This window comes from Saccharicrinis aurantiacus, from assembly GCF_001660705.2.
In the GTDB taxonomy this organism is placed as follows: Bacteria; Bacteroidota; Bacteroidia; order Bacteroidales; family Marinilabiliaceae; genus Saccharicrinis; species Saccharicrinis aurantiacus.
Map to the genome: position 1 here is coordinate 279,797 of NZ_LYBV02000026.1, position 26,613 is coordinate 306,409.

Below are 26,613 nucleotides of genomic sequence, written 5' to 3' on the forward strand. Positions count from 1 at the left end.
ATTGTTAATTACAATTGATATTCATTCTTAAAATTAATGCTGTTTTTATAGTCTCTAGGAGATTGATGTATATACTTTTTAAAAACTTTTCCGAAGTTTGTTGGGCATGAGAATCCGCATAAATCTGCTATCTCTCCAATTGGTTTTGAAGAAGTATCTAGCAATAGTAGCGACTTTTCTATGCGTTGTTTGTTAATATAGTCGAGTGGCGTTTGATGGGTAAGCTCTTTAAATTTTCTAGTATAATGATCAGGTGAGAGATGACATAAGCTGGCGAGTTGACCAATGGTTATATTTCTTTGAATGTTACTGTGTATGTATTTTATTGAGTGAGAAATCCGATTGTGTACTTCGCTTTCTAAGTTCATTTTTGGAGTGCTAATAAAATCAGAGATTAATAAATCTAGCAATCCAGCTGATTTTAAAATGTTGCTTGCATCACTAATTTTATTTTTATTGATTCCAAGCTTCATCCTTTTCTGATAAACATTGGGGTTACCTGTTGGGAGATGCATCCCTCTGTTTAAATCGTAAAGTTTTTTGAAAAAACTAAAATGATGTGGTTCTGCTTTTATTTCATTAATAAAATTAAAAAGCTGATAAATATTTAATCCATCAGATAGTTTAATTGAGAAAGTGGCATAATATTGCTCCATATATTTGGGGCATTTATACGTACACTGAATAAAGCTAGGAACCAAATAGAGGTATCCTTTTTTAAGTTTTAGCGATTTATCACCTATCAGCATATGGGCTTCTCCCTCGGTTATCAAATACAATCGCGAAAAAGGGCTAATGATGTTTTCGTAATTCCACTCTTGCCCCAATGTACAGTGTGCAATGGATGAGAGATTATAAGAGATATTATTTAGTAAGCTTAAAATATTCATGTGTCAATGTGTGTAGCTTAAAATTTAATTGGGATAAGTATTAATTGCTGATGCAAAATAATTAGAATATCGGAAATAATTTATTTATTCCTTAGGGTATATAACAAAAAAAACGAGCACCCTAATAAGGCGCTCGTTCTATTCAAATGCAACATTAATAATTCCATTATTAAATGATGTATTACATTCTTCTGGTTGGTTTTCGGCTGTCTCGGGTTGTATTATAAAGACTCATTAATTGTTTTACCTTTTTAGCATATTTAGGATTGTTGATATAGTTGAGCTCTTCATGTTCCCAAATATTGGTATTTAAATCAAAGAGAGCAATTGGCGTTCTTTTACTATCTGTTTTATCACGCTTATCAAACTGTACAATTAATTTCCAGCCATCCTTTACAATCATACATTCTTTCTGAGAACCTCCTTGTAACATTACATAAGGGCGAGGTTTATCTTCTTTTTCTTGTAGCAAAGTAGGGTATAAGTTGTATGAATCTAAAGCACCTTCACCCTCAATGGTAGTGCCTGTAATGCCAGCTAGAGTTGCTAAAATATCTAAACCAATAACCGGATTGTTAGACTTGGTATTTCCTTTAATGCCATTAGGCCACGATACTATAAATGGTACACGACTACCACCCTCGTACGGATCATTTTTACACCCTCGGTAAATGTCGCTAGGCTCGTGACGTGCATTCCAAGTATCTCCATCAACATGCAAGCCGCCATTATCCGATGTAAATATGATAACGGTATTCTCGTAAATACCTTCTTTCTTCAAAGTCTGCACCATCATCGCAAGTTGCTGATCTAGCTCTTTAATCATATCCATGTGCTTGCTAGGAGTGGTTCCTTTTATCTTCACACCATTAAGGTCGTTTGGTGCTTCGTGAGGAGTATGCACGGCTTGCGAGCAATAGTACATGAAAAATGGTTTGTCGTCTTTGGCATGGTTTGAGATATACTCAACAGCTTTGTCGGCAATTAAAGGACCAATATCACTTGGTTGCCAATGAGAGTCACCTAATCCCTCTTTCTTTTCCATTACAAATCCATTACGTTCGCAATATCCTGAATCTATAAGAGCAATCATTGACTCTTCATGTAAAGGATACCAAATGTCATTTTCGTAGGCAGCATAGGGTTCGTTTTGAATTCCAGAAGGAAGCGTAAAGTTGTAATCAAAACCATTTTGACTAGGGCCATCAGCAATAATTTTTGAGATATCAGCTCTCAAATTCTTTTTCCCTTTCCCTTTAACAAGCTTATAAATTTCGTTCGACTTGTCCTGATCTGCAAATCCGGTTCCTAAATGCCATTTACCTATAAACGAAGTATTGTAATTGGCTTGTTGCATCAATCTTCCAAGCGTTAGGGTTGAAGGGGTAAATACAGATTCAGCATATCCACTCCAAACACCCCATGGCAAAGGACTGCGGTAATTTAAGTTTCCGGTCATTATAGCATAGCGTGATGTGGCACAAAGTGCAGCAGGGGCGTGAGCATTGGTAAACATCATCCCGCTTTCGGCCAACTGATCTATATTCGGAGTTTCTAGTTTAATGTCAGGATTGTGTAAGCGTCGGTATTTTGATACATCTCCTACGCCTAAATCATCGGCCAATATAACTATTATATTAGGTTTTGAATTTTTCTGTGCCATAGTAGGCAAAGCTATTAAGGCTATTAATGCAGCTGTAAAAATGCATCTAATTAGGCTCTGAAGTTTATACATACAATTCATTTGTTTATCGTTTAATTTCTTTGGATAAAAGTACGGTAAAGGGACGTAAATTATCGGGGGCAAAATTGCGATTAAATGGAGTAATTTTGATTTGTAAGCCATGTACCATGGAATACATTAAACCTGGATTATGTATTAGAATATCGTAATGAGCATTGAAAGTGCAATAAAACAAGGGTTTATCGATACGAGGCATAGCACGGTTATGGTGAGTTGAGATAAAGCCACGAAGTAACTTGTTTTGTGGCAATTTCAATGCGTAATAGATAGGCTAATGCATATTGCAGGTTAAATTCAAAGGAGCTATTTACCACTAGCTTTTACTATCAAGTTATTTTAATATCACTATTAAGCAACTTCAATTTTCAGTCTAAATTCTTTCGGAGTTAGTTTTTTAATTTCTTTAAAACGACGGTTAAAGTAAGCCAAGTTTTCAAATCCAATTTCAAAAGCAATTTCAGAGATGCTTTTGGGCGTGGTAGCTAAAAGTTCGCAGGCCTTACTTATGCGTAGCATATTTATGTAGTGCGAAAAGGTATGTCCTGTTTGTGTTTTAAAAAAATTGCAGAATGCAGACTTGCTCATGTCAACTTCTTTGGCAACATCATCAATGGCAATGCTATTAAGATAGTTGTTGGCTAAAAAATTAAGAACAATAGCTGTTTTGTCGTTGTATAACTTCTTATTATCGAATTTTACGCTCGATAGTTTCTGATATGAACTATTAGGCAGACTAATAATTTCTATAATCTTAAACAAAGCCACATAGTTACCGATTGAAGGTTCTAAGGTCATACTTTCTAATACCTTAACTACTTCTTTTTTCGTATGATCAAACAATTCGAGACCATATTTCATCTGTTCCAATAAATGAAAGGCCATATTAAACTCAGGAAATGAAATGCTGTTTTCGAATATTGAAGCCGGAAAAAGTACTGCAATGGTTTCAATCGGATATTCTTCATTATCCTGCCCGTTACCCACTACATGAAAATGTGGTAGTCCTGGACCTAGTATTACCAATTCTCCAGTTTGATAATTGTCAACATAATTACCAATAATCTTAGTACCATAGCTTTTCTTTATATAGATAATTTCATATTCAGGATGAAAATGGTGAGGTGCGTAAAAGGTTTTTAGCTGATCATTTTTAACCAAAATGCTCTGGTTGGCAGATTTAATCACAGGTTTTAGAGTAGCACGCATAGTATAATTTAATTATTTGGCTGTAAATATATAAATATTTAAAATATAGTATTACTCTAGCTAAGTATAGTATTTGATGTAATGTGATCGTATCCCTAATTTTGTTTCAGTAATTTAAAGAACTTTAAAATAAAATATACCTCATGCAAAAGTATTATTCTATTCTATCCATAATTGTATGCTTCATTTGCTCTGTGTTTTCAGCAAATGCACAGGTAACAACAAATAATAATGAAACCATAATAAAATACCTATCAGGTACCGATAAAGACAATCTTATAGATTGGGTGTTCTTCGTTTCTGATGGACGAAAAAGTGGTGAGTGGACCACCATAGGCGTTCCATCTTGTTGGGAACAAAAAGGTTTTGGAGCCTACAATTACGGTCAAGATCCCTTAGATGATCGTGCTGAAGAATATGGTTTGTACAAGCATAAATTTACTGTTCCGAAAGATTGGAAAGGTAAGAGTATTAAAATTGTTTTTGAAGGTGTAATGACTGATGCCGAGGTTAAAGTAAACGGTAAGCTTGCTGGCGAAATTCACCAAGGTGCTTTTTACGAGTTTAATTATACTATTAGTAAATTATTAAAGTATGGTGCCGATAACTTATTAGAGGTTAAAGTGAGCAAAGTGTCAGCTAACGAATCTATTAACCATGCCGAGCGTGATGCGGATTTTTGGATTTTCGGTGGTATTTATCGTCCTGTTTATTTAGCAGTGTCACCAAAAGAGAATATTGATCGTGTAGCAATTGATGCAAAAGCTAATGGTAATATATCAGCCGATTTATTTGTTGATGTTTCATCAGCTAATAATGTTTCTTTGGCGCTATTCGATTTAAAAGGAAAAAAAGTACAAGATTTAAAGGTTGAGAACCTTATTAAAGGCGATGAAAAATGGAACGTAAGCGCTAAGGCTTCAAACATTCTGACTTGGAACGCTGAGGAACCCAACTTATATAGTCTTCAAATTAATTTATTAAATAAAAAAGGCAATGTGCTTCATCAAGTCAATCAACGTATTGGTTTTCGTACTGTTGAAATACTTGAAGGTGATGGTATTTATGTAAATGGTGAGCGTATTAAATTTAAAGGTGTAAACCGTCATGCTTTTCACCCATCATCAGGTCGTACTACTTCAAAAGCTTGGAGTATTGAGCAAGCTGAGCAAATTTTGGATATGAATATGAATGCAGTTCGTATGGCACATTATCCGCCTGAAAAGCATTTTTTAGAAGTGTGTGATTCATTAGGGCTTTTTGTTATTGACGAAATTTGTACATGGCATAATCCGATGTTAGATACTAAAGTAGCTCGTAAAATTGTAAAAGAAACAGTAGTTCGTGATGTGAATCACCCATCTATTTTACTTTGGGCTAACGGAAACGAGCAAGGTTGGAATCCTGAAGTAGATGATGATTATGCCCTTTGGGATATTCAAAACAGAGAGGTAATTCACCCTTGGAGTATCTATAAAAAGACAAATACCATTCATTATAGTCATTATCATTCTTTGATAAATGACTCCTACACAAAAGAGAAGATTCTATTTCCAACAGAATTTTTGCATGGCTTATACGATGGCGGACACGGTGCTGGCTTAGATGATTACTGGAATATAATGTGGAATTTACCTTTAAGTGCAGGAGGATTTCTTTGGGATTTTGCCGATGAAGGTGTTGAGCGTACCGATAGAAATAACGAGTTAGATTTACAAGGAAATAAAGCCGCTGATGGTATTGTAGGCCCTTATGGCGAAAAAGAAGGTAGTTATTTTACGATTAAAGAAGTTTGGTCGCCTATCTATATCGAAGATCGATTTATTAAAAGTGATTTCAATGGTATTTTCAGATTAGAAAACCGTTACCACTATACCAATTTGGATAAATGTTCAATGACTGCCAAATGGCTTAAGTTTAATGGGCCTGAGGATCAGGATAACTTTGAAGTGATTGCTGAAAGTAAGGTTCAATTACCAAATTTAAGTCCATCTTCAAAAGGCAAATTTACAGTTGATAAACCACAAAATTGGACTACAGCTGATGCTTTACATTTAACAGCTACTGATGCAAATGGAAAAGAAATTTTTACGTGGTCTTACCCTGTGTCTACCCCAAAGCAAGTAAGTGCGCCTAAAATTGATTATACAGCTAAAGGAACTGTTAAAACAATAACTAGCGATAAAACAATAAAAGTTGAAGCGAGTAATATGACTTATAGTTTCTCTGAAGAAACAGGTTTGTTGCTAGAAGTAAAAAAAGGAAGCAAAGTTATTCCTTTAAATAATGGGCCAATCATCTTAAATCAAAAAGATAAAGTTATTGATTTAAAAGTGAGTGAGCTAGACGGGAAAACGGAGGTTTTGGTCACTTTCGAAGAAAAGAAATGGATGCCAGCTTGGTCTACTATCAAAGAAAAACGTTCTGATATTATTAAGTGGACTGTTCGCGCTAATGGGTTATTAGATTTAAGAGTTGAATTTAAAGGCTTCAGAAATTTAAAAGGTTTTAGAGGGATTACATTCTCATTTCCAGAAGAGGAAGTGGCTGGTATGAAATGGTTAGGAGATGGCCCTTATCGCGTTTGGCGAAATAGAATGAAAGGAACTCGTTTCCAAGTTTGGGAAAACGATTACAACAATACAGTTACCGGCGAATCAGGTTTTGTATACCCTGAGTTTAAAGGATTCTTTTCAAGTCTTTACTGGTCAAAAGTAAAAGGAAATAGAGATAATGGCTTTACTGTATACTGTAAAACGCCTCATACTTATTTGCGAATGCTAACACCACAGGAACCTAAGGAAAACAGAAAGGGTAAAACGCATCCTGATTTTCCCGAAGGAGATATCTCTTTTCTGATGAACATATCTGGTATGGGTACAAAGTTTGATTATCCGGAATCAACAGGTCCACACGGAAATAAAGAGCACTATTTCGGTAACGATGATGAGCCTATTGTACTTGATTTAACTTTTGAATTCTAATAACAGCAACTCATATTCTTTGGCACTTGTCTTATACGCATGCCATAATAAAATGATATTATCATGAAAAATATTTTTTCTTCTTTTCTTATTCTTACCGCTTTATTATTAGGTAGTACAGGAGAGTTATTTGCGCAAAATACAACCCAAATAAAGTACTTATCAGGAACAGGAAAAGACCATACAGTAGACTGGAGTTTCTTTTGTTCTGAAGGAAGGCAAAGTGGAGAATGGACTAAGATAGCTGTTCCTTCTTGTTGGGAATTACAAGGATTTGGGAACTATAACTATGGTCGAGATTATAAAATTCCAAAAGAATATCATAAGGAACACGGACTTTATAAACACACCTTTAATGTTCCTGCGGATTGGAAGAATAAAGAAGTAAAAATAGTATTCGAAGGTGTAATGACCGATTGTGAGGTGAAAATTAACGGGAAGTTAGCTGGAGAAATTCATCAAGGTGCATTTTACGAGTTTAAATATTCGATTAGTAAACTAATTAAATACGGAGCTGATAATTTATTAGAAGTTAAAGTTGATAAGATGTCGTCAAATGCATCTATCAATTCAGCAGAGCGTAATACTGATTTTTGGATATTCGGAGGGATTTACCGCCCGGTTTATTTACAGGTATTTCCCAAAGAGCATATTGAGCGTATTTCTGTTGATGCCAAAGCAGATGGAAATATACAAGCAGATATTTTTGTGGCTTCAAAAAAGTCTGTTGATGCAAAATTAGTTTTGAATGATGTACATGGTAAAAAAGTACAAGATTTAAATATCTCAGATATAAAAAAGGAAGCTGGAAAATGGACGCTTTCTACAAAAGCCTCTAATATTCTTACCTGGAATCCTGAGAAACCAAACTTGTATCAACTACAGTTGAGTTTGCTCGATAAAAAAGGAAATACCCTTCACACAGTTACCAATAGAATTGGATTCAGAACAGTAGAGATTAGAGAAAGTGATGGTATTTATGTAAATAATCAGAAAATCAAGTTCAAGGGTGTGAATCGTCATAGTTTTCACCCAGAGTCGGGACGTACAACTTCGAAAGAGTTAAGCATTGAGCACGTTAACATGATTAAGGATATGAATATGAATGCTGTTCGTATGTCTCATTATCCGCCAGATGTTCACTTTTTAGATGTTTGCGATTCTTTAGGACTATTTGTAATAGATGAACTTTGCACTTGGCATACGCCGTACCTCGATACTGAGGTGGGAACAAAACTAGTTGAAGAACTAATAGTACGCGATGTAAATCACCCATCCATTGTAATTTGGGCCAATGGCAACGAAACAGGATGGAATCTAAAGTTAGACGATCAGTTCGCAAAATGGGATATTCAGCAGCGCGAAGTAATTCACCCTTGGGATTCGTTTAATAAAATGAATACCATGCATTATCCCGATTATTATAAGTTTGCTTTTGATTCTCCTGTTAAGGATAAAATCTACTTTCCAACTGAGTTCTTGCACGGATTATATGATGGTGGGCATGGTGCAGGATTGGATGATTATTGGATACAAATGTGGAATATGCCTTTAGCAGCTGGAGGTTTTTTATGGGATTTTGCCGATGAAGGTGTTGTACGTACCGATAAGGAAGGGATAATCGATTTAGATGGTAATCATGCTCCCGATGGTATTGTTGGGCCTTATGGCGAAAAGGAAGGAAGTTATTTTACCATCAAAGAAGTCTGGTCGCCAATTCATATACCAGTGCGTTATATCAGAAATGACTTTTCGGGGATATTTAATGTTGAAAATCGTTATCACTACACCCATCTTGATGAGTGTGAAATGACTGCACAGTGGGTTACTTTTAACGGGCCCCATGGATCAAGCAAAGTAAACGTATTGAGTGATAGTAAAGTGCAATTGCCAAAACTTGAGCCAGGAGCAAAAGGTGTTTTTAATGTTGAGAAACCTAGTAATTGGAAAAATGCTGACGCTTTGTATTTAAAGGCAACAGATATACATGGAAAGGAGATTTTCACATGGTCTTATCCTGTTAAAACAGCCCAACAAATCAATAGCGATAAAATCACTTATGGTAAGGATGGAAAAATTAATGCAACTACATCAAATGAGTTGATTATTGTAAATGCTGGCGATGTTGAATTTAAGTTTTCAGAGAAAACCGGACTGCTTAAATCAGTCACTAAAAATGGTGTTTTAATACCTTTAAAAGATGGCCCTATTCTGTTGGGAAATAAAACAGACCTAAAGGATGTAAAAGTAAATACCTTAAATGATAAAGTGGAAATCACTGGATTTTTTAAGGAAAGAAAAAAATACTGGGATTGGAAAGAGAATAACGAAATGACTCAGGATTTCTTTAAGTGGACAGTATATCCAAATGGGATAGTAGATTTAAATGTTGAGCTTAGAAATAACAAAATAGTAGAAGGTTTTATGGGTATAACTTTCTCTTTTCCTGAGGAAGAAGTTAAAGGTATGAAATGGTTGGGCGATGGGCCTTACCGTGTGTGGCGAAATCGTATGAAAGGTACACAGTTTAATATTTGGGAGAATGATTATAACAATACCATAACTGGAGAATCGGGTTTTGTATATCCTGAGTTTAAAGGTTTTTTCTCAAGCTTAAATTGGGCCAAAGTAAATGGAAACAACAACAATGGTTTTACGGTTTATTGCCATTCAGATCTTACCTTTTTAAGAATGCTCACACCCGATCAACCTGAAGATCCTGGCAAGGGAGCAACTGTAACTGAATTTCCTAAGGGAGACATTTCTTTTGTGAAAAATATTCCAGGAATTGGAACCAAGTTTATGAAATCAGAAGACTCAGGGCCTCAAGGAAGCGATAAAAACTATTTCGGAAATGTAGACGAGCCTATATTAATTGATTTAACATTTGAATTTTAATCCTGATTAAAGGATAGGTGACTAAAAAAATAATCATGAAAAGAGTTATTCAAATATTTCTGTTTTTGTCAATCTCATTGTGCGTTTCTGCCAAAGAATATCATGTCGATTGCAATTCATCCTTAAAAGGAGATGGTTCATTGTCTAAGCCTTTTAAAACAATAAGCGACGCTTCAGAGGTTTTGCAAAAGGGCGATATCTGTTATATACACGCAGGAACATATCGCGAAACCATAAATCCTAAAATTTCAGGTACAGCATCCAACCCAATCGTTTTTACAAGATACAAAGAGGATGTGGTAATTATTTCGGCTGTAGAACCTGTTCAGGCATGGCAGAAACATTCAGGAAATATATATAAAGCAAAAGTAAACATGCCTTTGGGCGATGCAAATAACGTGTATTTCAATCATAATAAAATGCAAATTGCCCGATGGCCAAATAAATCAGATGACGATCAATATGCCTTAGATGCTAAATATATTGATATGACCAAGGGTAGTTATTCTATGTCGTTTATTAGCAATAAAGAAATACCAAATATTGATTGGACAGGAGGCATTATTCATTATTTAGGAGCGCATAGTGGTTGTAGCTGGGAACGTTCTATTACAGGTTACGACGATGAGTTAAAGCGTATCATTTTTGACACATTGCCTGATAAATGGCCTTTCGGAAAAACACATAGTCCTATGCGTTATGAAAATGGACATCGAGGAATTTTCTTTCTTATGAACAAGCTAGAAGCTCTTGATGTGCCAAATGAATGGTATTACGATGAGCATAAAAAGACACTATATTTTTATGCACCTAATGGAGAAAATCCTAGCCACGCACAAGTAGAAGTAGCCATCCGAAAAATTACAGCACAACTCAATAAGGATCATATTCATATCAAAGGGCTTAATTTCTTTGGAGGTATGATTTCGATAAAAGGGAATTATAATCAGGTAACTAATTGCATGGTAAAGCATGGTGCAGAGCGCCTTGTTAATAATTTAAAAGGTGCAGCTGTAAGCGATGCGTCAATTCAATTGCTTAGGGGAAAATACAACCTAATCAGAAATTGCGTTTTGGAGCATGGTTCTGTTAATGGTATACTTTTAGCTAAAGATGCCACGCATAACACAGTTGAAAATTGTATTGTGCAATATTTTAACACAGTAGGTATACATGCTTATTTAATTGGCAGTAGAGGATCTGATAATAAATTTATTAAGAATTCTTTATATGGATCAGCAAGAGATGGTGTAAGTATATCAGGCAATAATAGCGAGTTTGCTTATAATCATGTTCAAAAATGTTTAATTACAGGTGCCGATGGTGGTTTGTTTTATGTTACAGGCAATAGCATACCTCGTAACATCGAAGTACATCATAATTGGTTTCATGATGCCTACGCAGCCAAACATGCAGGTAAAAAAGCCACTGGCGTCTACTTAGATAATAATGCTGCGGGATACACCGTGCATCACAATGTTGTTTGGGATGTTGAATGGGGTGGTTTACATTTTAATTGGGATGCGCTTGAAAACAACATTTACAATAATACCTTTTGGAATACTGGTCCTATGGATCAGGCTCTCATAGATTGTTGGGTACCTGAGAGAAATGGCGTTCAAACCAATGTAAGAAATAATACATTGTATAACAATTTGTCTGATGTACGCCCTTGGTGGAACTCAGGCAATGGGACAAAATATAGAGTAGATGATAAGGAATATTTAGGCCCTGAGGCTGATAATATTTTTAAAAATAACCACCAGTTTAAGAATGTGCCTTTTTCTACCGAAGTAGGTAACGAGTTTATGCTTAATGAAAATTCACCAGCCATAGGTGAAGGAAGAAAAATAAAGGGAATTACAGATAACTACAAAGGAGATGCACCTGATTTGGGAGCTTATGAATTTGGGGGAGAATATTGGAAACCAGGTGCTGATTGGAAGCCTGAAGGTTTTGCTTGGACACCAGGAACAGATTATTTAAATGTCAGCGCCTCTTTTAATAAAACTACAAACTAAAATAAACTAAAAAATGAAACAACTAACGTATTACATTCTACTTAGTATTGTATTTATATCGTGCCAACAGCAGAGTGCCGATGTAAAGACTAAAGAAGATACAAATGAGGAATTCCCATTTTTTATACCCGATGAGAAACCTAATCGTCCATTAAGTGCTGCCGTTGAGCGTAATTATGAGGCTTACGAGCACATTCGTCCAGAGGCTTCTGAACTATATACTCAATTTAAGTATACCAAGCTTGAAGGATTTGATTATAATGGGGGTGATGGAACAATAACGCGTCGGGATCCATCAAAAGTAATTTTTGAGAACGGTAAATACTATGTGTACTACACAGGTCGTAAGTCTCCTGTTAAACCAGTTGGGATGTCACGCGCTAAAGAAGCTACAGATGTTATTCCTTCTGCCGATTGGGATTTATCAGATATCTGGTATGCAACTTCCGAAGATGGTTTTACATGGGAAGAACAAGGTATTGCAGTGCCTCGTCCGCCAAAACCACAACCAGGCTGGCGTTCAGTAACCACCACCGATATCTTAAAATTCAATGGAAAATTTTATTTGTATTTTCAGGCATTTATGGAAGCTAGTGGTTTACGTGGCGATTTCTGCCCGGTTTCAGTAGCTTGGGCCGATTCGCCTGACGGACCATGGCATCACACAGGAAAAATTGTTATTCCTAATGGGCCAGAAGGTTCATGGGATCAATATTCTATTCACGATCCTTATCCATTGGTGCACGATGGCAAAATTTACTTGTATTATAAAGGAGATTTCGATAAGCGAGAAGAGTTTAAGCCTTCAAAAATTCGTATGCAAGGTTTAGCCATTGCTGAAGATCCATTGGGCCCTTTTGTAAAGCACCCATTAAATCCGGTTATTAATTCAGGGCACGAAACTACCTTATTTCCATTTAAAGAGGGTGTTGCAGCAATTATACAGCGCGATGGACAAGAGCACAATACCATTCAGTATGCCAAAGATTGGGTGAATTTTGAAATTGCCTCTATCACCGAAATGTTACCAGTGGCTGCAGGTCCATTTGTGCCAGATGCATTTACTGATACAAAAGACGGTAGAGGTATCACTTGGGGAATATCCCATGTTATTAATGCTGGCGGAAATTGGAGACATACCATATTAGTACGTTTCGATTGTGATTTAAGTCAAGATGTAGATGATCAGGATATGAAAGATCACTATTACAATTATACTCCAGAATACCTTTATAAGCACCGTTTAAACGGAAAGCAAAAAAAACGTATTCAACAGCAAACCAGGGAGCTTAAAAATCAGAAATAATGAAATATAAAATAAAGTCTTATATAAGTTATATAATGAGCTTACTGGCAGTGTTATTGATTTTCCAGCCTACTTTAGCTCAAAAGGATAAAGATATAGCCAACGATTATTTTAGGCAAGATGAGCAGTCAGATTATGGTACACAGAACGATAATCCATTGACTTATGACCTTAGTGGTCACCTTTGGAAAATTCAAGGTGCTTTACCGGGTAGAGGTCTCGAAGAAAAATTCCCTGAAATTAGTTACGATCATATGGGTGATGCCTTAAATTGGGCACCTGCTCATGTGCCAGGAGATGTATTTACCGACCTATGGCGAATAGGACGCATTGATGATCCTCATTTCGGAAGAAATAGTACAAGAGCCAAATGGGTAAACGAATACGAATGGTGGTACCTGCGAACTTTTAATGTACCCAAAGAAATGAAGGGTAAAAAAGTTGAGATTACTATAGAAGGTGTTGACTATGCATACGATGTATTCCTCAACGGTGAACTTTTAGGATCGCATGAGGGAATGTTTACTTCTGCGTCTTTCGATATTACGCACTTAATTAGCTTTGAGCATAAGCGTAGAGGTAGAAATGTACTGACCATTCGTTTACATCCTGCTCCGCGCAGATATAGTCAGGTGGCCGGAAGAAAACCTGCATGGCATGGTGATTATTGGGTTGATTTAGTTCCCACAGGTATTTGGAAGCCGGTTAAATTAGAAGCTTACGAAGATGCAAAAGTAAAAGACATTTACGTTCAAACTAAGTTAGGAAAAAAGAGTTCTGCTGATTTAGATATTCAACTTGAAGTTGAAAATCCTGGTAAAACAGAAAAAATAGTTGATATAGAAATTGATATCCAAGGGGAGAATTTCAAGTCGAAATCATACACAGCTACAATTAAGCAAAAACTCGCTCCTGGTATAAATGAAATTAAAACAAGTATACGTGTGCCTGATGCGAAGCTTTGGTATCCATGGGATTTGGGAGATCAAAATTTATACTTAGCTAAGGTTTCTTTAAAAGGAAGTAAAGACAAAATTTTGCATGCCGATTCAAAATTATTTGGTATTCGTGAAATTGAAATGACTATGAATCCTGGTTATACTAAGGATGAAGTTGAAAATCCTTGGACAGTGATGATTAATGGTAAACGTCACTTTATGCGTTCTGGTACATGGGGTGGACCTCCGGATATATTTTTCGGACGTGCATCAAACGAGAAGTACGAAGAGTTTGTTCGCTTAGCTAAAGCAGGTAACATGAATAACCTCCGAATTTTCGGATGGCATCCTACTGAAATTCCTTATTTCTATGAGTTGTGTAATCGCGAGGGTATTACCGTTTGGCAAGATATTCTGCCTATTGCAAGTTTATCTTTACCAAAATCAGAAGAGTTTAAAGAGGCTATTTTCTCTGAGGCTATCTCTGTAGTAAAAGACCTGCGTAACAACCCTTGTATGGTGATTTTAGAAGGAGGCGAAGAAATTTTAATGACAGCTTCAGATCCAGTACATAACCTTAATTTAATGAAAGAGTTGGGCGAAGTAGTTAGGCCATACTCAAATTTACATTATGTGCCAGTTTCACCCTTAAGTGATCATATTGGTAAAAAATTAGGTTTCAAATCTAAAGAGAGTATTCATGCCAACGGTTTGTTTTATAGCGAAGGTAGAAGAAATACAGAGCAATTTTTTAATGGACAAGATTATGCGGCCGTGGCTGAATTAGCCATTTCATCATGCCCAAATGTTGAGAGTATTAAGAAGTTTATTCCTGAAGATGAGCTATGGCCTCCCGGACCAAGTTGGGGACATCACTGGACGGATTTCGATACATTCCGTACTCTTAATTTCGAAATAGTAGGTTCACAAGCAACGGGCAGTATGCAAGAGTTTGTGGATGCCACTCAAATAGCGCAAGGAGTTATTTTTCAGTACGGTATTGAGTATTACCGAAGAAGAAAGCCAAAGTCGAGTGCCATTTGTATTTGTCACTACATCACTTTTGCACCAGATATGAAATGGGGTATTGTTGATTACTATCAACAACCTAAAATTTCGTACAACTATGTAAAGAATGCTTTCCAACCTTTATTGGTTTCGCTTCAGCACGATAGAAGAAGATGGTTGCCAGGAGAGCAATTCGAAGGTAAAATTTGGGTTGTGAATGATTTCTACAAAGAAGTTAAAGGATGTACCGTTGATGTGGTGTTCTTAGATGATAAGAAGAAAGAAGTAAGTAGAGAAAGCATTAAGCTTGGAAATATTGGCCCAGATAGCTCTAAAGATTATGCTACGGTTAACTGCAAAGTTCCAGGGAATTTAGGAGACCAATTTCATGTAGAGTTAGAGATGCGTGATAAATCAGGAGAGGTAGTTTCTGTAAACGACTACTTGTTGTTAGTTGGCGATGAGAAAGTTGATTTACCTCGATTAAGAGAGATAGGACAAGAGGCGATTGATAAGAAAGAGAAATATGGCCCGCACAATTATTTCAGATACTTTGAAGGTTTAAACGGAAGCAGGGGTGTAAAGCAGGCAGAAGAGTTAATGCCAAGAGTGAAAGAGTTTGTAAAATAAAACAAAAGCTCCGGAGTGATTGCGCAAATCACTTTGGGGCAATAAAGTATATTATGAAACGATCAAATTATTTAATATTCGCACTTTTTATCATTGTCGCTTCAGCTTGTACGCAAGCCGATAAGGTAGGTGAAAAAAAGGTAAAGCACTTTGAACCAACTTGGGAATCTCTGCAACAGTACGAGTGTCCAACATGGTTTCAAGATGCTAAATTCGGTATTTATACCCATTGGGGTGTTTATTCTGTGCCTAAGGCTGAGGGTCATAGCGATTGGTATGGTCGTAACATGTACAACAGCTGGCATAAAAATTATAAGTTCCATAAAAAAAACTATGGTTCTGCTGAAGAGTTTGGATACGAGGATTTTGTTCCGATGTTCAAAGCAGAAAAGTTTAATGCTGATGAATGGGCCGATTTATTTGTAGAGGCTGGTGCGCAGTTTGCTGGCCCTGCAGGTGAGCATGCCGATGGATTTTCAATGTGGGATTCTAAAGTTAATCCTTGGAATTCTGTTGATATGGGTCCAAAGCGTGATGTGGTGGCTGAGATGGCAAAAGCAATCCGTAAGCGAGGAATGAAATATGTAGTGAGTATGCACCACTCTTGGTTATGGGGCTGGTTCCCAACTTGGATGGAAGGAACAGATTGTTATAATGCAGAAGAAGGCTCTCTTTACGGAGAAAAACTACCCGAATCGGCATGGAGAGTTAAAGGTGTCAAAGGTTATTATACTGTAGATCCAAGACCTAGTGATAATTTTGAACGTGTTTGGCTCCAAAAAGTAAAAGAGGTAGTGGATGGCTACTCGCCAGATTTATTATGGTTCGATAACCGTATTCAAATACTTTCAGAAGGAGTGCGCCAAGAGATGATGGCTTATGCTTATAATCATGCTGCAAAAAACGATCAGGAATTTGTATTAACCTATAAGCGCCCCGATTTTCCTTTGGGTACAGGAACTGTTGATTTGGAACGTTCACGTATGCCAGATATTTATCCAGAGCCTTGGCTTACTGATAATTCAATATCAAGAGATTCGTGGAGTTTTACTTCTGACTTAGAGTGTTACACAACCGATCGATTAATTCATGATTTAGTAGATATTGTAAGTAAAAATGGTTGTTTGCTTCTTAATGTGGCACCGCATCCTGATGGTTTCATTCCAGAAGAACAGCAACAACGTTTACGCGAAATGGGTAAATGGCTTAAACTAAATGGTGAAGCTATTTACGAAAGTAGGCCTTGGACCATATATGGCGAGGGACCTACCGAGACTAAAACGGGTCATTTAGCCGATCAAAAATTTGATGGGTTTTCTGATCAAGATATTCGCTTTACTACTCGCGATGGACAATTATATGCTATTGCATTAGGCTGGCCAGAGTCAGGTATTTTACCTATTAAAGCCCTAGGTGCAGCTTCTTTTAGTGATGAAATAAAGAAGATTGAGTTAATCGGTCATAAAGGCGAAATCAAGTTTGAACGCAAGCAACTCTCTTTAGAGATTCACTTACCAGATACGAAGCCATGCGAAAATGCTTATGTGTTTAGAATAAATTAAATAGTTAATTAACCTTCAATAATACACACGCTGAAATTAGCTTGCTTTCAGTTTAATAGATTCTAATTTTTTGGATATGAAAAAAACAACAGATATAAAAATTGTCTTTTTATTTGTAGTATTTCTTTTAATTATTGAAGGTATATCTGCACAAGAAAAACCAAATATTGTTTGGATAACCACCGAAGATAATTCAGCTCGATGGTTACGTTTGTACGATGCTGAAAATGGCGTGCCGATGCCCAATGTTGAGAAGTTGGCTGATCATGGATTGGTTTTTAACAATGCCTTTTCAAACGGAGCTGTTTGTTCGGTGGCGCGTAGTACTTTGTTAACGGGTTGCTATGGGCCAAGGGTTGGCAGCCAGTTTCACCGCCATGCCTTTGCAGTTCCTATGCCTAATGGATTAAGAACTTATCCTGAGTATTTTAAAGAGGCCGGTTACTACACCGCTAACTGTGCCAAAACCGATTACAATTTTGATGTTGATGTGCATGGCATTTGGGATGCCTGTTCAAAACAAGCATCGTTTAGAAATAGAAAACCAGGACAGCCATTTTTGCAGGTGTGGAGCTTACAGGATACGCACGAAAGTAGAATGCACAAACTCCTAGATAATAGGGATGAATCTACACTTATTACACGCCCTAACTCTGTAAAAATATATCCTTACCACCCAAATACGCCAGCATTCCGTAAATCGTATGCACATTATTACGATAAGCATCGTGATGATGACAAGCGTATTGGAGCTTTAATTCAGCAGTTAGAAGAAGATGACTTAATGGATAATACCATCATATTTTATTATGGAGATCATGGTGGTACTTTGCCGCGTTCAAAGGGATATATCTACGAAAGTGGTTTGCAAGTTCCTTTTGTGGTTTATATCCCCGAAAAATGGAAACATCTTTTTCCTGCTCAAGCAGGAGAGAGAATTGATGGTTTTGTGAGTTTTGTTGATTTTGCGCCAACAATTTTAAATTTAGCGGGTATAGAGGTACCAAAACAGATGGATGGAATTCCATTTTTAGGCGAAGGAGTGAAGCTAAGTAAACTCAATAAAAGAGAAGAAACTTACGGTCATGCCGATAGGTTTGATGAAAAGTACGATTTGGTGCGTAGCTATCGCAAAGGAAAGTATAAGTATATGCGCAGTTATCAGCCATTTAATATTGATGGTTTGTATAACGATTATAGATACCAACAAGTGGGTTATAAAGAATGGAGATCGTTATATGATGCCAATAAACTAAATGCCATCCAATCGGCATTTTTCGAGAAGCGTGCTCCTGAAGCTTTGTACGATATAGAAGCTGATCCGCACGAAACTGTAAACTTAGCAGCAGACCCAGCTTATGCTAAAACCTTAGCAAAAATGAGAAAGGGTTTAAGCCAGCAGTTTTTATCCATAAATGATTTGAGTTTTTATCCTGAGGCTTATTTAGAGAAAGCAGCTTTGGAAAATCCAGTTCAATTCGGACTAGATCATCATAAAGAAATTGCGGAATTAATGGCTATTGCCGATTTAGAGTTGAAGCCTTTTAATGAGGTAAAATCAGATATAAAAAAGGCCTTGGTTTCAACTAATCCGTGGAAACGTTATTGGGCTTTAATTGTATGTAGCTCTTTTGGCGATGAAGCAAAAGAATTTATACCTGAAGCAATACAAATCGTGAAAAACGATTCTGAAGTTTTAGTAAAACTAAGGGCTGCCGAATACCTTGCTTTAATAGGAGAGAAAAACCCTGTTAAAATTTTCGAGACTCTTTTAAGTAATAATCAAAATCCACTTGAAATTTTATTGATACTCAATTCAGCTACTTTATTAAAAACATTGGATTCAGACTTAGAATTTGTGTTAAATGCTGAGGCCTTGCTGAAAACAGGAGGTGGCGATAAGAATAAAGAAAAGTGGATACAGAGACGAATCGAATTTCTTAGTATGTAAGTGTAGTCTATATCTTAAGAATTTATAAAGCATCACGATTAAGTTTTAAATACACAAGGCAATGATTAACTAAGGTTTGTAAATCAGTCTTGTGTCTTGAATCTTGAAACTAATATTGAAAATATGAAAATTAAAACAATAATTTCATCTGCTGCGGTACTGTTTCTATCATATGCATGTACAACTAGCAATACAAATTCAGCATCGGATGAGGTAAAAGAGTATCAGCCAACATTTGAGTCTTTGAGCCAGCATGAGGCAGCTCCTGAATGGTTTCAGGATGCTAAATTAGGAATGTATTTTCATTGGGGACCGTATAGCGTTCCTGCATACGGATCGGCATGGTACCCTGCCAATATGTACTTAAAAGGAAGTAAGGTAAATCAATTTCACGAGAAGAATTTTGGGCCAATAGAAGAGTTTGGTTACGAAGATTTTATCCCAATGTTTAAGGGCGAGCATTTTGATGCTGAAGAGTGGGCTAATTTATTTAAAATGACAGGTGCTAAATTTGCAGGACCTATTGCACAACACCACGATGGTTTTGCTATGTGGGATAGTGATGTTAACCCATGGAACTGTGTAGATATGGGACCAAAACGAGATATTACTGGCGAGTTATTTGCTGCTCTTCGAAAACGTGAAATAAAAACAATCGCCACCTTGCATCATGCCCGTAACGGACAGCGTAATGCAAATACGCCAGAATATTGGCTAAAAAATGGTTTTAATAGTCATTACCCTTATCATCCTGATTTACCAACAGCAACAACCGATCCCAAGCTTCGTAAGCTGTTCGGAAATTGGGAAAATATAGAAGATTTTAACCAATATTGGTTAGATCAGGTTGTGGAAGTGGTTGATAAATACCAACCAGATATTCTTTGGTACGACTCGTGGTTGAACATGATTCCTGAAGAAAAAATTAACGAAATGGTAGCTTATCATTTCAATAGTGGATTAAAAAATAAGCAAGAAGTTGTGGTTTGTAGCAAGCATCAAGATATTCCGTGGGAGTATGGTGTTGACGATATGGAGCAAGGTGGACGTAGAGATATTTATCCATTGCCATGGATGACTGACGTAACGCTTTCGAACAAGCGATGGATGTATGTAGAAGGAGAGCCTTATAAAGAAGCTGCCCTTGTGGTGCGTAACATGATTGATGTGTGGAGTAAAAACGGAACAGTATTGTTAAACATTTCGCCTCGTGCCGATGGTGTAATAAATCAGGAGCAACGCGATATTTTAAAAGATATTGGTGACTGGATGAATGTGCATGGTGAGGCAGTCTATGGCACGCGTCCGTTTCATATCTTTGGTTACGGTACAGCCAATGCTTCAGATGCCTCTCACGACGGTCAGTCGGCTAAAATTAAGTATACAGCAAACGATGTTCGTTATACCGTTGCCAAAGATAAAAAGTCGATGTATGTATTTTTTCTTGGTGTGCCCGAAGGTGGAAAACGTATTAATATGAGAGCAATAGGAGGATTTCACCGTAACCAGCCTCCTTCACCAATTAAGGATATTAAGCTGATTGGATCAAATGTTCAAGTAAAATGGAAATTAACACCACAAACCCTACAAATTAATATGCCCGATGTGGAATACAACCCAATTGCCACAGTATTAAAATTAGAGTTAGAATAGAGTTCAGACGATAGATAATTAGATAATAGATAATTGACCTGAAGTTTGGCTTCATGTAAATTAAGTCTTTTATCACTTGTCTAATAGTCTAATATCGAAAAAAAGGAATTATGAAAAATATAAACAAATCAGAAATAGCAAAACCCAATTATCCTGTTAAAGTATTGCAGTTTGGCGAGGGGAATTTTTTACGAGCCTTTGTTGATTGGATGATAAACAAAGCCAATCACTCAAATAATCTAAATATGGGTGTGGTACTTGTTCAGCCATTGGCAAACGGAATGGTTCCGATGCTAAAAGCACAAGATAATTTGTACCACGTGGTACTTGAGGGAATCAAAGAGGGTAAGCCGGTTCGCGAAATTGATTGTGTAGATTGTATTGTAGATGCAGTTAATCCTTACAACGAATACGAACATTATAAAAACTACTTTTTAAGCGAGGATTTAGAGTTTGTAATTTCCAATACCACCGAAGCCGGTATCAGTAGAGTTCAGAACGAGGATATTTATGCTACGCCTCCACAATCGTTCCCGGGTAAAGTATGTGCTTTATTGCTTGAGCGTTTTAAAAAGTACAATGGCGACACAGCCAAAGGACTAACTTTTATTTGTTGCGAGTTGATTGAAAACAATGCTACTACACTTAAGGAGATAGTGTTGGAGTTGGCAGTGCAAAATAATTTAGATGCAGCGTTTGTATCATGGATTAATAATGCCTGTCATTTCTGCAATTCTTTAGTCGATCGTATTGTAACCGGTTTCCCTAAAGATACCATTAAGGAGCTACAGGCCGAGATTGGTTTTGAAGATAATATGTTGGTAACTGCCGAGTATTATCACCTTTGGGCTATTGATGCCAATCCAACGGTAATGGAGAAATTTCCATTACATAAAGCAGGCTTGCATGTGGAGTGGGTCAGCGATATGAAAACCTTTAGAGACAAAAAAGTACGTGTGCTTAATGGCGCACATACTGCATTGGTTCCTGTGGGTTTATTAGCAGGGCACGAAACCGTAAAAGAGGCTTTCGCCGATGCGGATGTTGAGTCTTTTATACGTGGTATGGTTGACGCTGAAGTTTTACCAAACATTGAAGGTGATACAGAGGAGCTAAAAGCTTTTGCCGCTGAAATATTAGATCGCTTTTTCAACCCCTATATCAAACATTATTTAAAGGATATTTCGCTGAATTCTTTATCAAAATGGGTAACACGTGATTTACCTTCGTTAAAGGATTATCAGTCTAAAACTACGGAGTTACCTGAGCGCCTATCCTTATCACTAGCAGCTTTATTAGCTTTGTATCATCCCGAAAATAAAATCGGTTTTAAAGCAAACGATACGCCTGAATTGCTTACGCAGATAAATCAAGTTTGGACTTCGGATACATCAATAGCAGAGCAGGTAAAAAGCATTTTGTCCAATACTGAAATTTGGGGCGAGGACTTAAACCAAATAGGCGGATTATCGGATAAAGTGGCAACATTTTTTACGCTAATTACAGAAAAAGGAATGCAGCACGTATTGCAAAGTTTGTAGTTATTCAGTCGTCTGTTTGTGCCACGGTGAACGGCCTAAAAACCAAATTAATTATTAACAATTAATGTAACTATTTAGTATGAAGTATTATGAATACAAGGGCTTTAACGGTTGATTAATATTAGTATAACTAATAAGCGAATAATACCTAAGCGCCTCGTCATGGCGAGGTACGTGGCCATCTCAAGGGAGATGCAAAAGGTAAATGCCCTAAGATTGCTTCGTTCCTAGTAATGACGCCATGCCGTAAAAATCATCCTGAATAGTTACTCATTAAAAATTAATCAAGTGTCAGAGATATTAAAAATACAGTCAAAAGATAATGTTGTAGTGGCACTAAAGGCCATGAACAGTGGCGATGTAATTGAAGTAAATAACACTAAAATTACCATTGCCGAAACCATTCCTTTCGGACATAAAATAGCAACGGAAGCTATTGCCAAAGGTGGTTTAGTAAGCAAGTATGGCGCTCCAATCGGAGGGGCATCAAAAGCAATAAAACAAGGCGAGCATGTGCATTCGCATAACCTAAGTACGCTTTTATCGGATAACCTGACTTACGTATATGAGCCCCTTGAATTTAAAGCAGAAGCTAAAAAAGCAAACGCTACGTTTATGGGATATCAACGTAAGTTAGGTAAGGTTGGAATTCGTAACGAGTTTTGGATTGTTCCTACCGTAGGTTGTGTTAATGGTCAGGCTAAGCAAATTATTGAGATGCTAAAGGCCGATATGGATACTTCGTTTATGGATGATTTACTGGTGCTAAACCACCAGTATGGTTGTTCGCAGCTAGGGGGCGATCATGAAAATACGCGTAAAGCTTTGGCGGCTGCCATCAAACATCCCAACGCCGGAGGAGTGTTAGTGATGGGCTTGGGTTGCGAAAATAATCAGATTAGTGCCTTAAAAGAAGCCATGGGTGAGTTTGACGAAGACCGTGTGAAGTTTTTAGTGGCTCAGGAAGTTGAAGATGAAGTTGAGGCGGGTTTTGAATTAGCCAAGGAGCTTTGTTTGAACATGAGAAACGATAGTAGAGTAGAGGTGCCCATGTCGCAACTTAGCATTGGTTTAAAATGTGGTGGTAGCGATGCCTTTTCGGGTATTACAGCTAATCCGTTATTGGGTGCTTTTTCAGATTGGTTGGTACAGCAAGGCGGTAGCACGGTTTTAACCGAAGTGCCCGAAATGTTTGGTGCCGAAACCACACTGATGAATAGAGCCAAAAATAGTTCGGTTTTTGAGAAAACAGTTGGTTTAATAAACGGTTTTAAAGATTATTTCAGAAGCAACAATCAGGTGATTTACGAAAATCCATCTCCCGGAAATAAAGATGGTGGTATTACTACTCTTGAAGAAAAATCTTTGGGAAATGTACAAAAGGGTGGTTCATCTTTAGTGGTGGATGTGTTAGATTATGGCGAGCAAATAAAAGAACATGGTTTAAACTTGTTATGGTCGCCAGGCAACGACTTGGTATCGAGTTCTGCTTTAGGTATGGCTTCGTGCCAGATGGTATTGTTTACCACAGGGCGAGGCACACCGTTTGGTAGTTTTGTGCCTACCATGAAAATTGCCAGTAACTCTGCCTTGTATAATAGAAAAACCAACTGGATGGATTTTGATGCCGGTCAGTTAATTGATAGCACTTCAAAGGATGCTTTGTTAAGCGAGTTTATTGATTTTATTACAGAAATAGCCAATGGCAAAAAGCTAAAACATGAATTGACTCACTCAAAGGAGTTGGCTATTTTTAAAAGTGGTGTTACCCTTTAATCTTACAGCATATAAGAGTTTTAAATAACTTCAAAAAAAAATCAAGGCTTTCCCCGAAAGACTTGACTATATGAATCCCCACAGCAGGTATGCCCCCTGCGTGGGGATTTTTTTATCCGATTAATAATACCTTAGATTCAGTTGTTTATATAAAAAACAATACTTAAGTAGTTGGGTGCTATTTCTGTCGTTGTATGTTAATCCACCATTATGGCCGGCTCCATGGGTACGGTACATTACGTATTGTGATTTAGGCGAACCCTTTTCTTGAAGAGTAGCTAAAAATTTGTAGGAGTGTAATGGAGGAACCCTATCATCAGAGTCGCCCGTAATAAGCAACACATTTGGGTAAACAGTATCTTCTTTAATTTGATGCAATGGTGAGTAGTTTGACAGAGCTTTATACTCTAATGAATCAGTTACATTTCCAAATTCAATTAAATTAGTACTCGCCTGTCCTACGGTAAATTTAGAACAGCGCAACATATCATAAGGGCCAGCCTCTGCTACCACAGCTTTAAATAAATCGGGGCGTTGTGTAAATGCAGCTGCAACCAGCAAGCCTCCATGTGATTTACCATTAATTGCTATTTTGCTAGCATTAGTATATCCCTCAGAACTTAAATACTCAGCAGAAGCAATAAAGTCGTCTATTGTATTTTGTTTGTTTACCCCACGTCCTTGCAGTGCCCAATCAGAACCTAATGCACCACCACCTCTAATGTTTGGTACAGCAAGAATACCTCCATTTATAATCCAAGCAGTTTTCCAGGCATCATACCTAGGAGAAATAGTGGTACCGTATCCGCCATAACCATATATCAGAGTTGGATTCTTACCATTTAATTTTGTTTTTTTTAAACAGGTAATATACATTGGTATCTCAGTACCATCTTTTGACTTATAAAGTACATATCGCGTTTCAATTCGGTTAACGTTATACGGTAAAAACAGTGTTTCTTCTGCCTCTGTTTTAAGCATTTCTAACGATATCTTAAATGTAAGAGGAGGATGATAAAATGAACTTACTATGTATTTAGCATATTTAGGATTTTCTTCATCTTCATTAGATATAAAGTTTACTGTTCTACCCACAGGAAAATCCATCTTTTTCAGGAGTTGACCACTTAAATCAAATATCATTACAAATGACTCTGCATTTTTTATATAGGTGCAAGCTAGCCTATTACTTTTTAGATAATTTACATTCTTTAGGGTAACATCGTATTCAGGTATAATTTCTTTAACATCGTTGAGTGTATTAATATTGGCTTTCATAATGCGCCAGTTAGGAGCTTCAATATTTGTTTTAAGTAAAACAGTATCACCAATTACTTCTTCTATACTTACCAGTGTATTATTTTTATTTGGAAATATAATGAAATCCTTTATCGAAAAGTTCTCAATGCTGTCATTGGCAAAGGCATAGCTTTGAAAAATTTTATTGTTTACATATTGGTATCGTTTAATAAATAGTCTATCACCAATACCTGAGAAAGAAAAATTATTTTGGTCATTTTTATCAGGATTAATAAATAGTACTGGGTCACTAGATTGCGAAGTACCCATTGTGTGGTGAAATAGCTTTTGCCCAGTTGCTAAGTCAAGATGCTCTTGTCCTTCTTTTGGCTTATTAAAGGCATCATAATATAATCCTGAGTTGCCCCAATATAGGGTAGATCCCGACCTCAAGTGGTGTAGTTCGTCAGCTAAGCGTTTACCCGTTTTTAAGTCGAAAAAGTATACCGTTACCCAGTCATCGCCATTTATACTAGTGGTTATGGCAACAATTGTATTGGCTTTATTAACTAGCATATCACGGTACAATATATTGTCATCTTTGTTGCTAACATAGTCTTTGCCGCGCATTAGGGTTTTGTAGGTTCCCATATCGCCTTTTTTGTACCTCAGATTCGGAGATTTATTTAATTGTATAGTTTCAAGTGTAAATTGATAAGTGGTATCCTTTTTACTTTTTTTATTCTTCTCAATAGTTTGACCATCAAATAGAATAGATTGTATTTGTCTATCGAGGTACCTTGCGTTAGTTTGTTGACTTTGGACTTTTTTTGCTAGTTTATCTTGCTCTTCAAGCCAAGCATTAATATGTAAATCATTGGGGTTTTCCATCCATTGATACGGATCTGCCACTTCATCACCAAAATAGGTATTTACTGCCGAGCTATCCTTAAAAGCTTTAGGATATTGATAGGTTTTTTGGGCATTGATATTAGCGCATAGGCTTAATGTAATTAGGCAATTGGTAAGTAATTTCATGTAAAATAGGATCTTAGATTAATCAAGAACTAAGATAGTAAAAATACAAAACTAGAAAAAATTTATGTTAGAGTAAAGTGTTATTTAAATGTTAAATAGCAGCCAATTTAAACTGTGTTCGTATTTGAATTTCGTTGTTGTTTGCATTCCTATTTACTAAATGGTCTAAAATGAATTTGAAACAATTCGCCCATGAGCAATCTGGCATAACATCACCCTAACAACTCC

14 protein-coding genes are annotated in these 26,613 nt (G+C 36.8%); 10 read left to right on the plus strand and 4 right to left on the minus strand.

The window, feature by feature from the left end:
* Positions 1 to 8: 8 nt before the first annotated feature.
* The 3 genes from A8B35_RS11310 to A8B35_RS11320 form a co-directional block, all read right to left on the minus strand.
* Positions 9 to 890, minus strand: coding sequence for an AraC family transcriptional regulator (locus tag A8B35_RS11310; RefSeq protein WP_068472985.1), 882 nt, complete (start codon positions 888 to 890; stop codon positions 9 to 11).
* 181 nt (positions 891 to 1,071) lie between these two features.
* Positions 1,072 to 2,625, minus strand: a complete 1,554-nt coding sequence (locus A8B35_RS11315; protein ID WP_222844143.1) for a sulfatase family protein — start codon at positions 2,623 to 2,625, stop codon at positions 1,072 to 1,074.
* A gap of 357 nt (positions 2,626 to 2,982) precedes the next feature.
* Positions 2,983 to 3,840 (minus strand): AraC family transcriptional regulator, encoded by an 858-nt coding sequence (locus A8B35_RS11320; RefSeq protein ID WP_068472987.1) that lies wholly within the window; start codon positions 3,838 to 3,840, stop codon positions 2,983 to 2,985.
* A 143-nt stretch (positions 3,841 to 3,983) separates the two neighbouring features.
* Here A8B35_RS11320 and A8B35_RS11325 point away from each other — a divergent pair, with 143 nt between their 5' ends.
* The 10 genes from A8B35_RS11325 (at position 3,984) to A8B35_RS11370 (ending at position 24,108) form a co-directional block, all read left to right on the plus strand.
* The gene (locus A8B35_RS11325) at positions 3,984 to 6,824 is read left to right on the plus strand and encodes a glycoside hydrolase family 2 protein (RefSeq protein WP_068472990.1); all 2,841 of its coding nucleotides are present in this window, start codon (positions 3,984 to 3,986) and stop codon (positions 6,822 to 6,824) included.
* Between the two features lie 63 nt (positions 6,825 to 6,887).
* Entirely contained in the window at positions 6,888 to 9,722 is a 2,835-nt protein-coding gene (locus A8B35_RS11330) for a glycoside hydrolase family 2 protein (RefSeq protein ID WP_068472992.1), read from the plus strand.
* 35 nt (positions 9,723 to 9,757) lie between these two features.
* Positions 9,758 to 11,743, plus strand: a complete 1,986-nt coding sequence (locus tag A8B35_RS11335; RefSeq protein ID WP_068472995.1) for a right-handed parallel beta-helix repeat-containing protein — start codon at positions 9,758 to 9,760, stop codon at positions 11,741 to 11,743.
* 13 nt (positions 11,744 to 11,756) lie between these two features.
* On the plus strand, positions 11,757 to 13,049 hold the full coding sequence (locus tag A8B35_RS11340) for a glycoside hydrolase family 117 protein (RefSeq protein WP_068472998.1): 1,293 nt from the start codon (positions 11,757 to 11,759) through the stop codon (positions 13,047 to 13,049).
* The gene (locus A8B35_RS11345) at positions 13,049 to 15,625 is read left to right on the plus strand and encodes a glycoside hydrolase family 2 protein (RefSeq protein WP_068473001.1); all 2,577 of its coding nucleotides are present in this window, start codon (positions 13,049 to 13,051) and stop codon (positions 15,623 to 15,625) included. Before A8B35_RS11340 ends, A8B35_RS11345 begins: the two co-directional genes overlap by 1 nt.
* Positions 15,626 to 15,678: 53 nt before the next feature.
* Positions 15,679 to 17,187 (plus strand): alpha-L-fucosidase, encoded by a 1,509-nt coding sequence (locus A8B35_RS11350; RefSeq protein ID WP_068473004.1) that lies wholly within the window; start codon positions 15,679 to 15,681, stop codon positions 17,185 to 17,187.
* 76 nt (positions 17,188 to 17,263) lie between these two features.
* Positions 17,264 to 19,138 carry a sulfatase family protein gene (locus A8B35_RS11355; RefSeq protein WP_068473006.1) on the plus strand — a complete coding sequence of 625 codons (1,875 nt, stop codon included), beginning with the start codon at positions 17,264 to 17,266 and terminating at the stop codon, positions 19,136 to 19,138.
* 123 nt (positions 19,139 to 19,261) lie between these two features.
* Positions 19,262 to 20,791 (plus strand): alpha-L-fucosidase, encoded by a 1,530-nt coding sequence (locus tag A8B35_RS11360; RefSeq protein WP_068473009.1) that lies wholly within the window; start codon positions 19,262 to 19,264, stop codon positions 20,789 to 20,791.
* A gap of 110 nt (positions 20,792 to 20,901) precedes the next feature.
* Positions 20,902 to 22,332: a tagaturonate reductase gene (locus tag A8B35_RS11365; protein ID WP_068473012.1), complete on the plus strand. Its 1,431-nt coding sequence runs from the start codon at positions 20,902 to 20,904 to the stop codon at positions 22,330 to 22,332.
* 288 nt (positions 22,333 to 22,620) lie between these two features.
* Complete coding sequence (locus A8B35_RS11370) at positions 22,621 to 24,108, plus strand: UxaA family hydrolase (protein WP_071792533.1); 1,488 nt, start codon at positions 22,621 to 22,623, stop codon at positions 24,106 to 24,108.
* Positions 24,109 to 24,228: 120 nt separating this feature from the next.
* Here the strand turns inward: A8B35_RS11370 and A8B35_RS11375 are convergent, their stop codons facing one another.
* A complete protein-coding gene (locus A8B35_RS11375) occupies positions 24,229 to 26,385 on the minus strand; it encodes a prolyl oligopeptidase family serine peptidase (protein WP_068473015.1) in 2,157 nt (718 codons plus the stop codon).
* Between the last annotated feature and the right edge of the window lie 228 nt (positions 26,386 to 26,613).

Coding starts and splice junctions, on each gene's coding strand:
- A8B35_RS11330 (WP_068472992.1), top strand. CDS start 6,888: ATGAAAAATATTTTTTCTTCTTTTCTTATTCTTACCGCTTTATTATTA.
- A8B35_RS11365 (WP_068473012.1), top strand. CDS start 20,902: ATGAAAAATATAAACAAATCAGAAATAGCAAAACCCAATTATCCTGTT.
- A8B35_RS11320 (WP_068472987.1), bottom strand. CDS start 3,840: ATGCGTGCTACTCTAAAACCTGTGATTAAATCTGCCAACCAGAGCATT.
- A8B35_RS11345 (WP_068473001.1), top strand. CDS start 13,049: ATGAAATATAAAATAAAGTCTTATATAAGTTATATAATGAGCTTACTG.
- A8B35_RS11315 (WP_222844143.1), bottom strand. CDS start 2,625: ATGTATAAACTTCAGAGCCTAATTAGATGCATTTTTACAGCTGCATTA.
- A8B35_RS11350 (WP_068473004.1), top strand. CDS start 15,679: ATGAAACGATCAAATTATTTAATATTCGCACTTTTTATCATTGTCGCT.
- A8B35_RS11310 (WP_068472985.1), bottom strand. CDS start 890: ATGAATATTTTAAGCTTACTAAATAATATCTCTTATAATCTCTCATCC.
- A8B35_RS11325 (WP_068472990.1), top strand. CDS start 3,984: ATGCAAAAGTATTATTCTATTCTATCCATAATTGTATGCTTCATTTGC.
- A8B35_RS11335 (WP_068472995.1), top strand. CDS start 9,758: ATGAAAAGAGTTATTCAAATATTTCTGTTTTTGTCAATCTCATTGTGC.
- A8B35_RS11360 (WP_068473009.1), top strand. CDS start 19,262: ATGAAAATTAAAACAATAATTTCATCTGCTGCGGTACTGTTTCTATCA.
- A8B35_RS11340 (WP_068472998.1), top strand. CDS start 11,757: ATGAAACAACTAACGTATTACATTCTACTTAGTATTGTATTTATATCG.
- A8B35_RS11375 (WP_068473015.1), bottom strand. CDS start 26,385: ATGAAATTACTTACCAATTGCCTAATTACATTAAGCCTATGCGCTAAT.
- A8B35_RS11355 (WP_068473006.1), top strand. CDS start 17,264: ATGAAAAAAACAACAGATATAAAAATTGTCTTTTTATTTGTAGTATTT.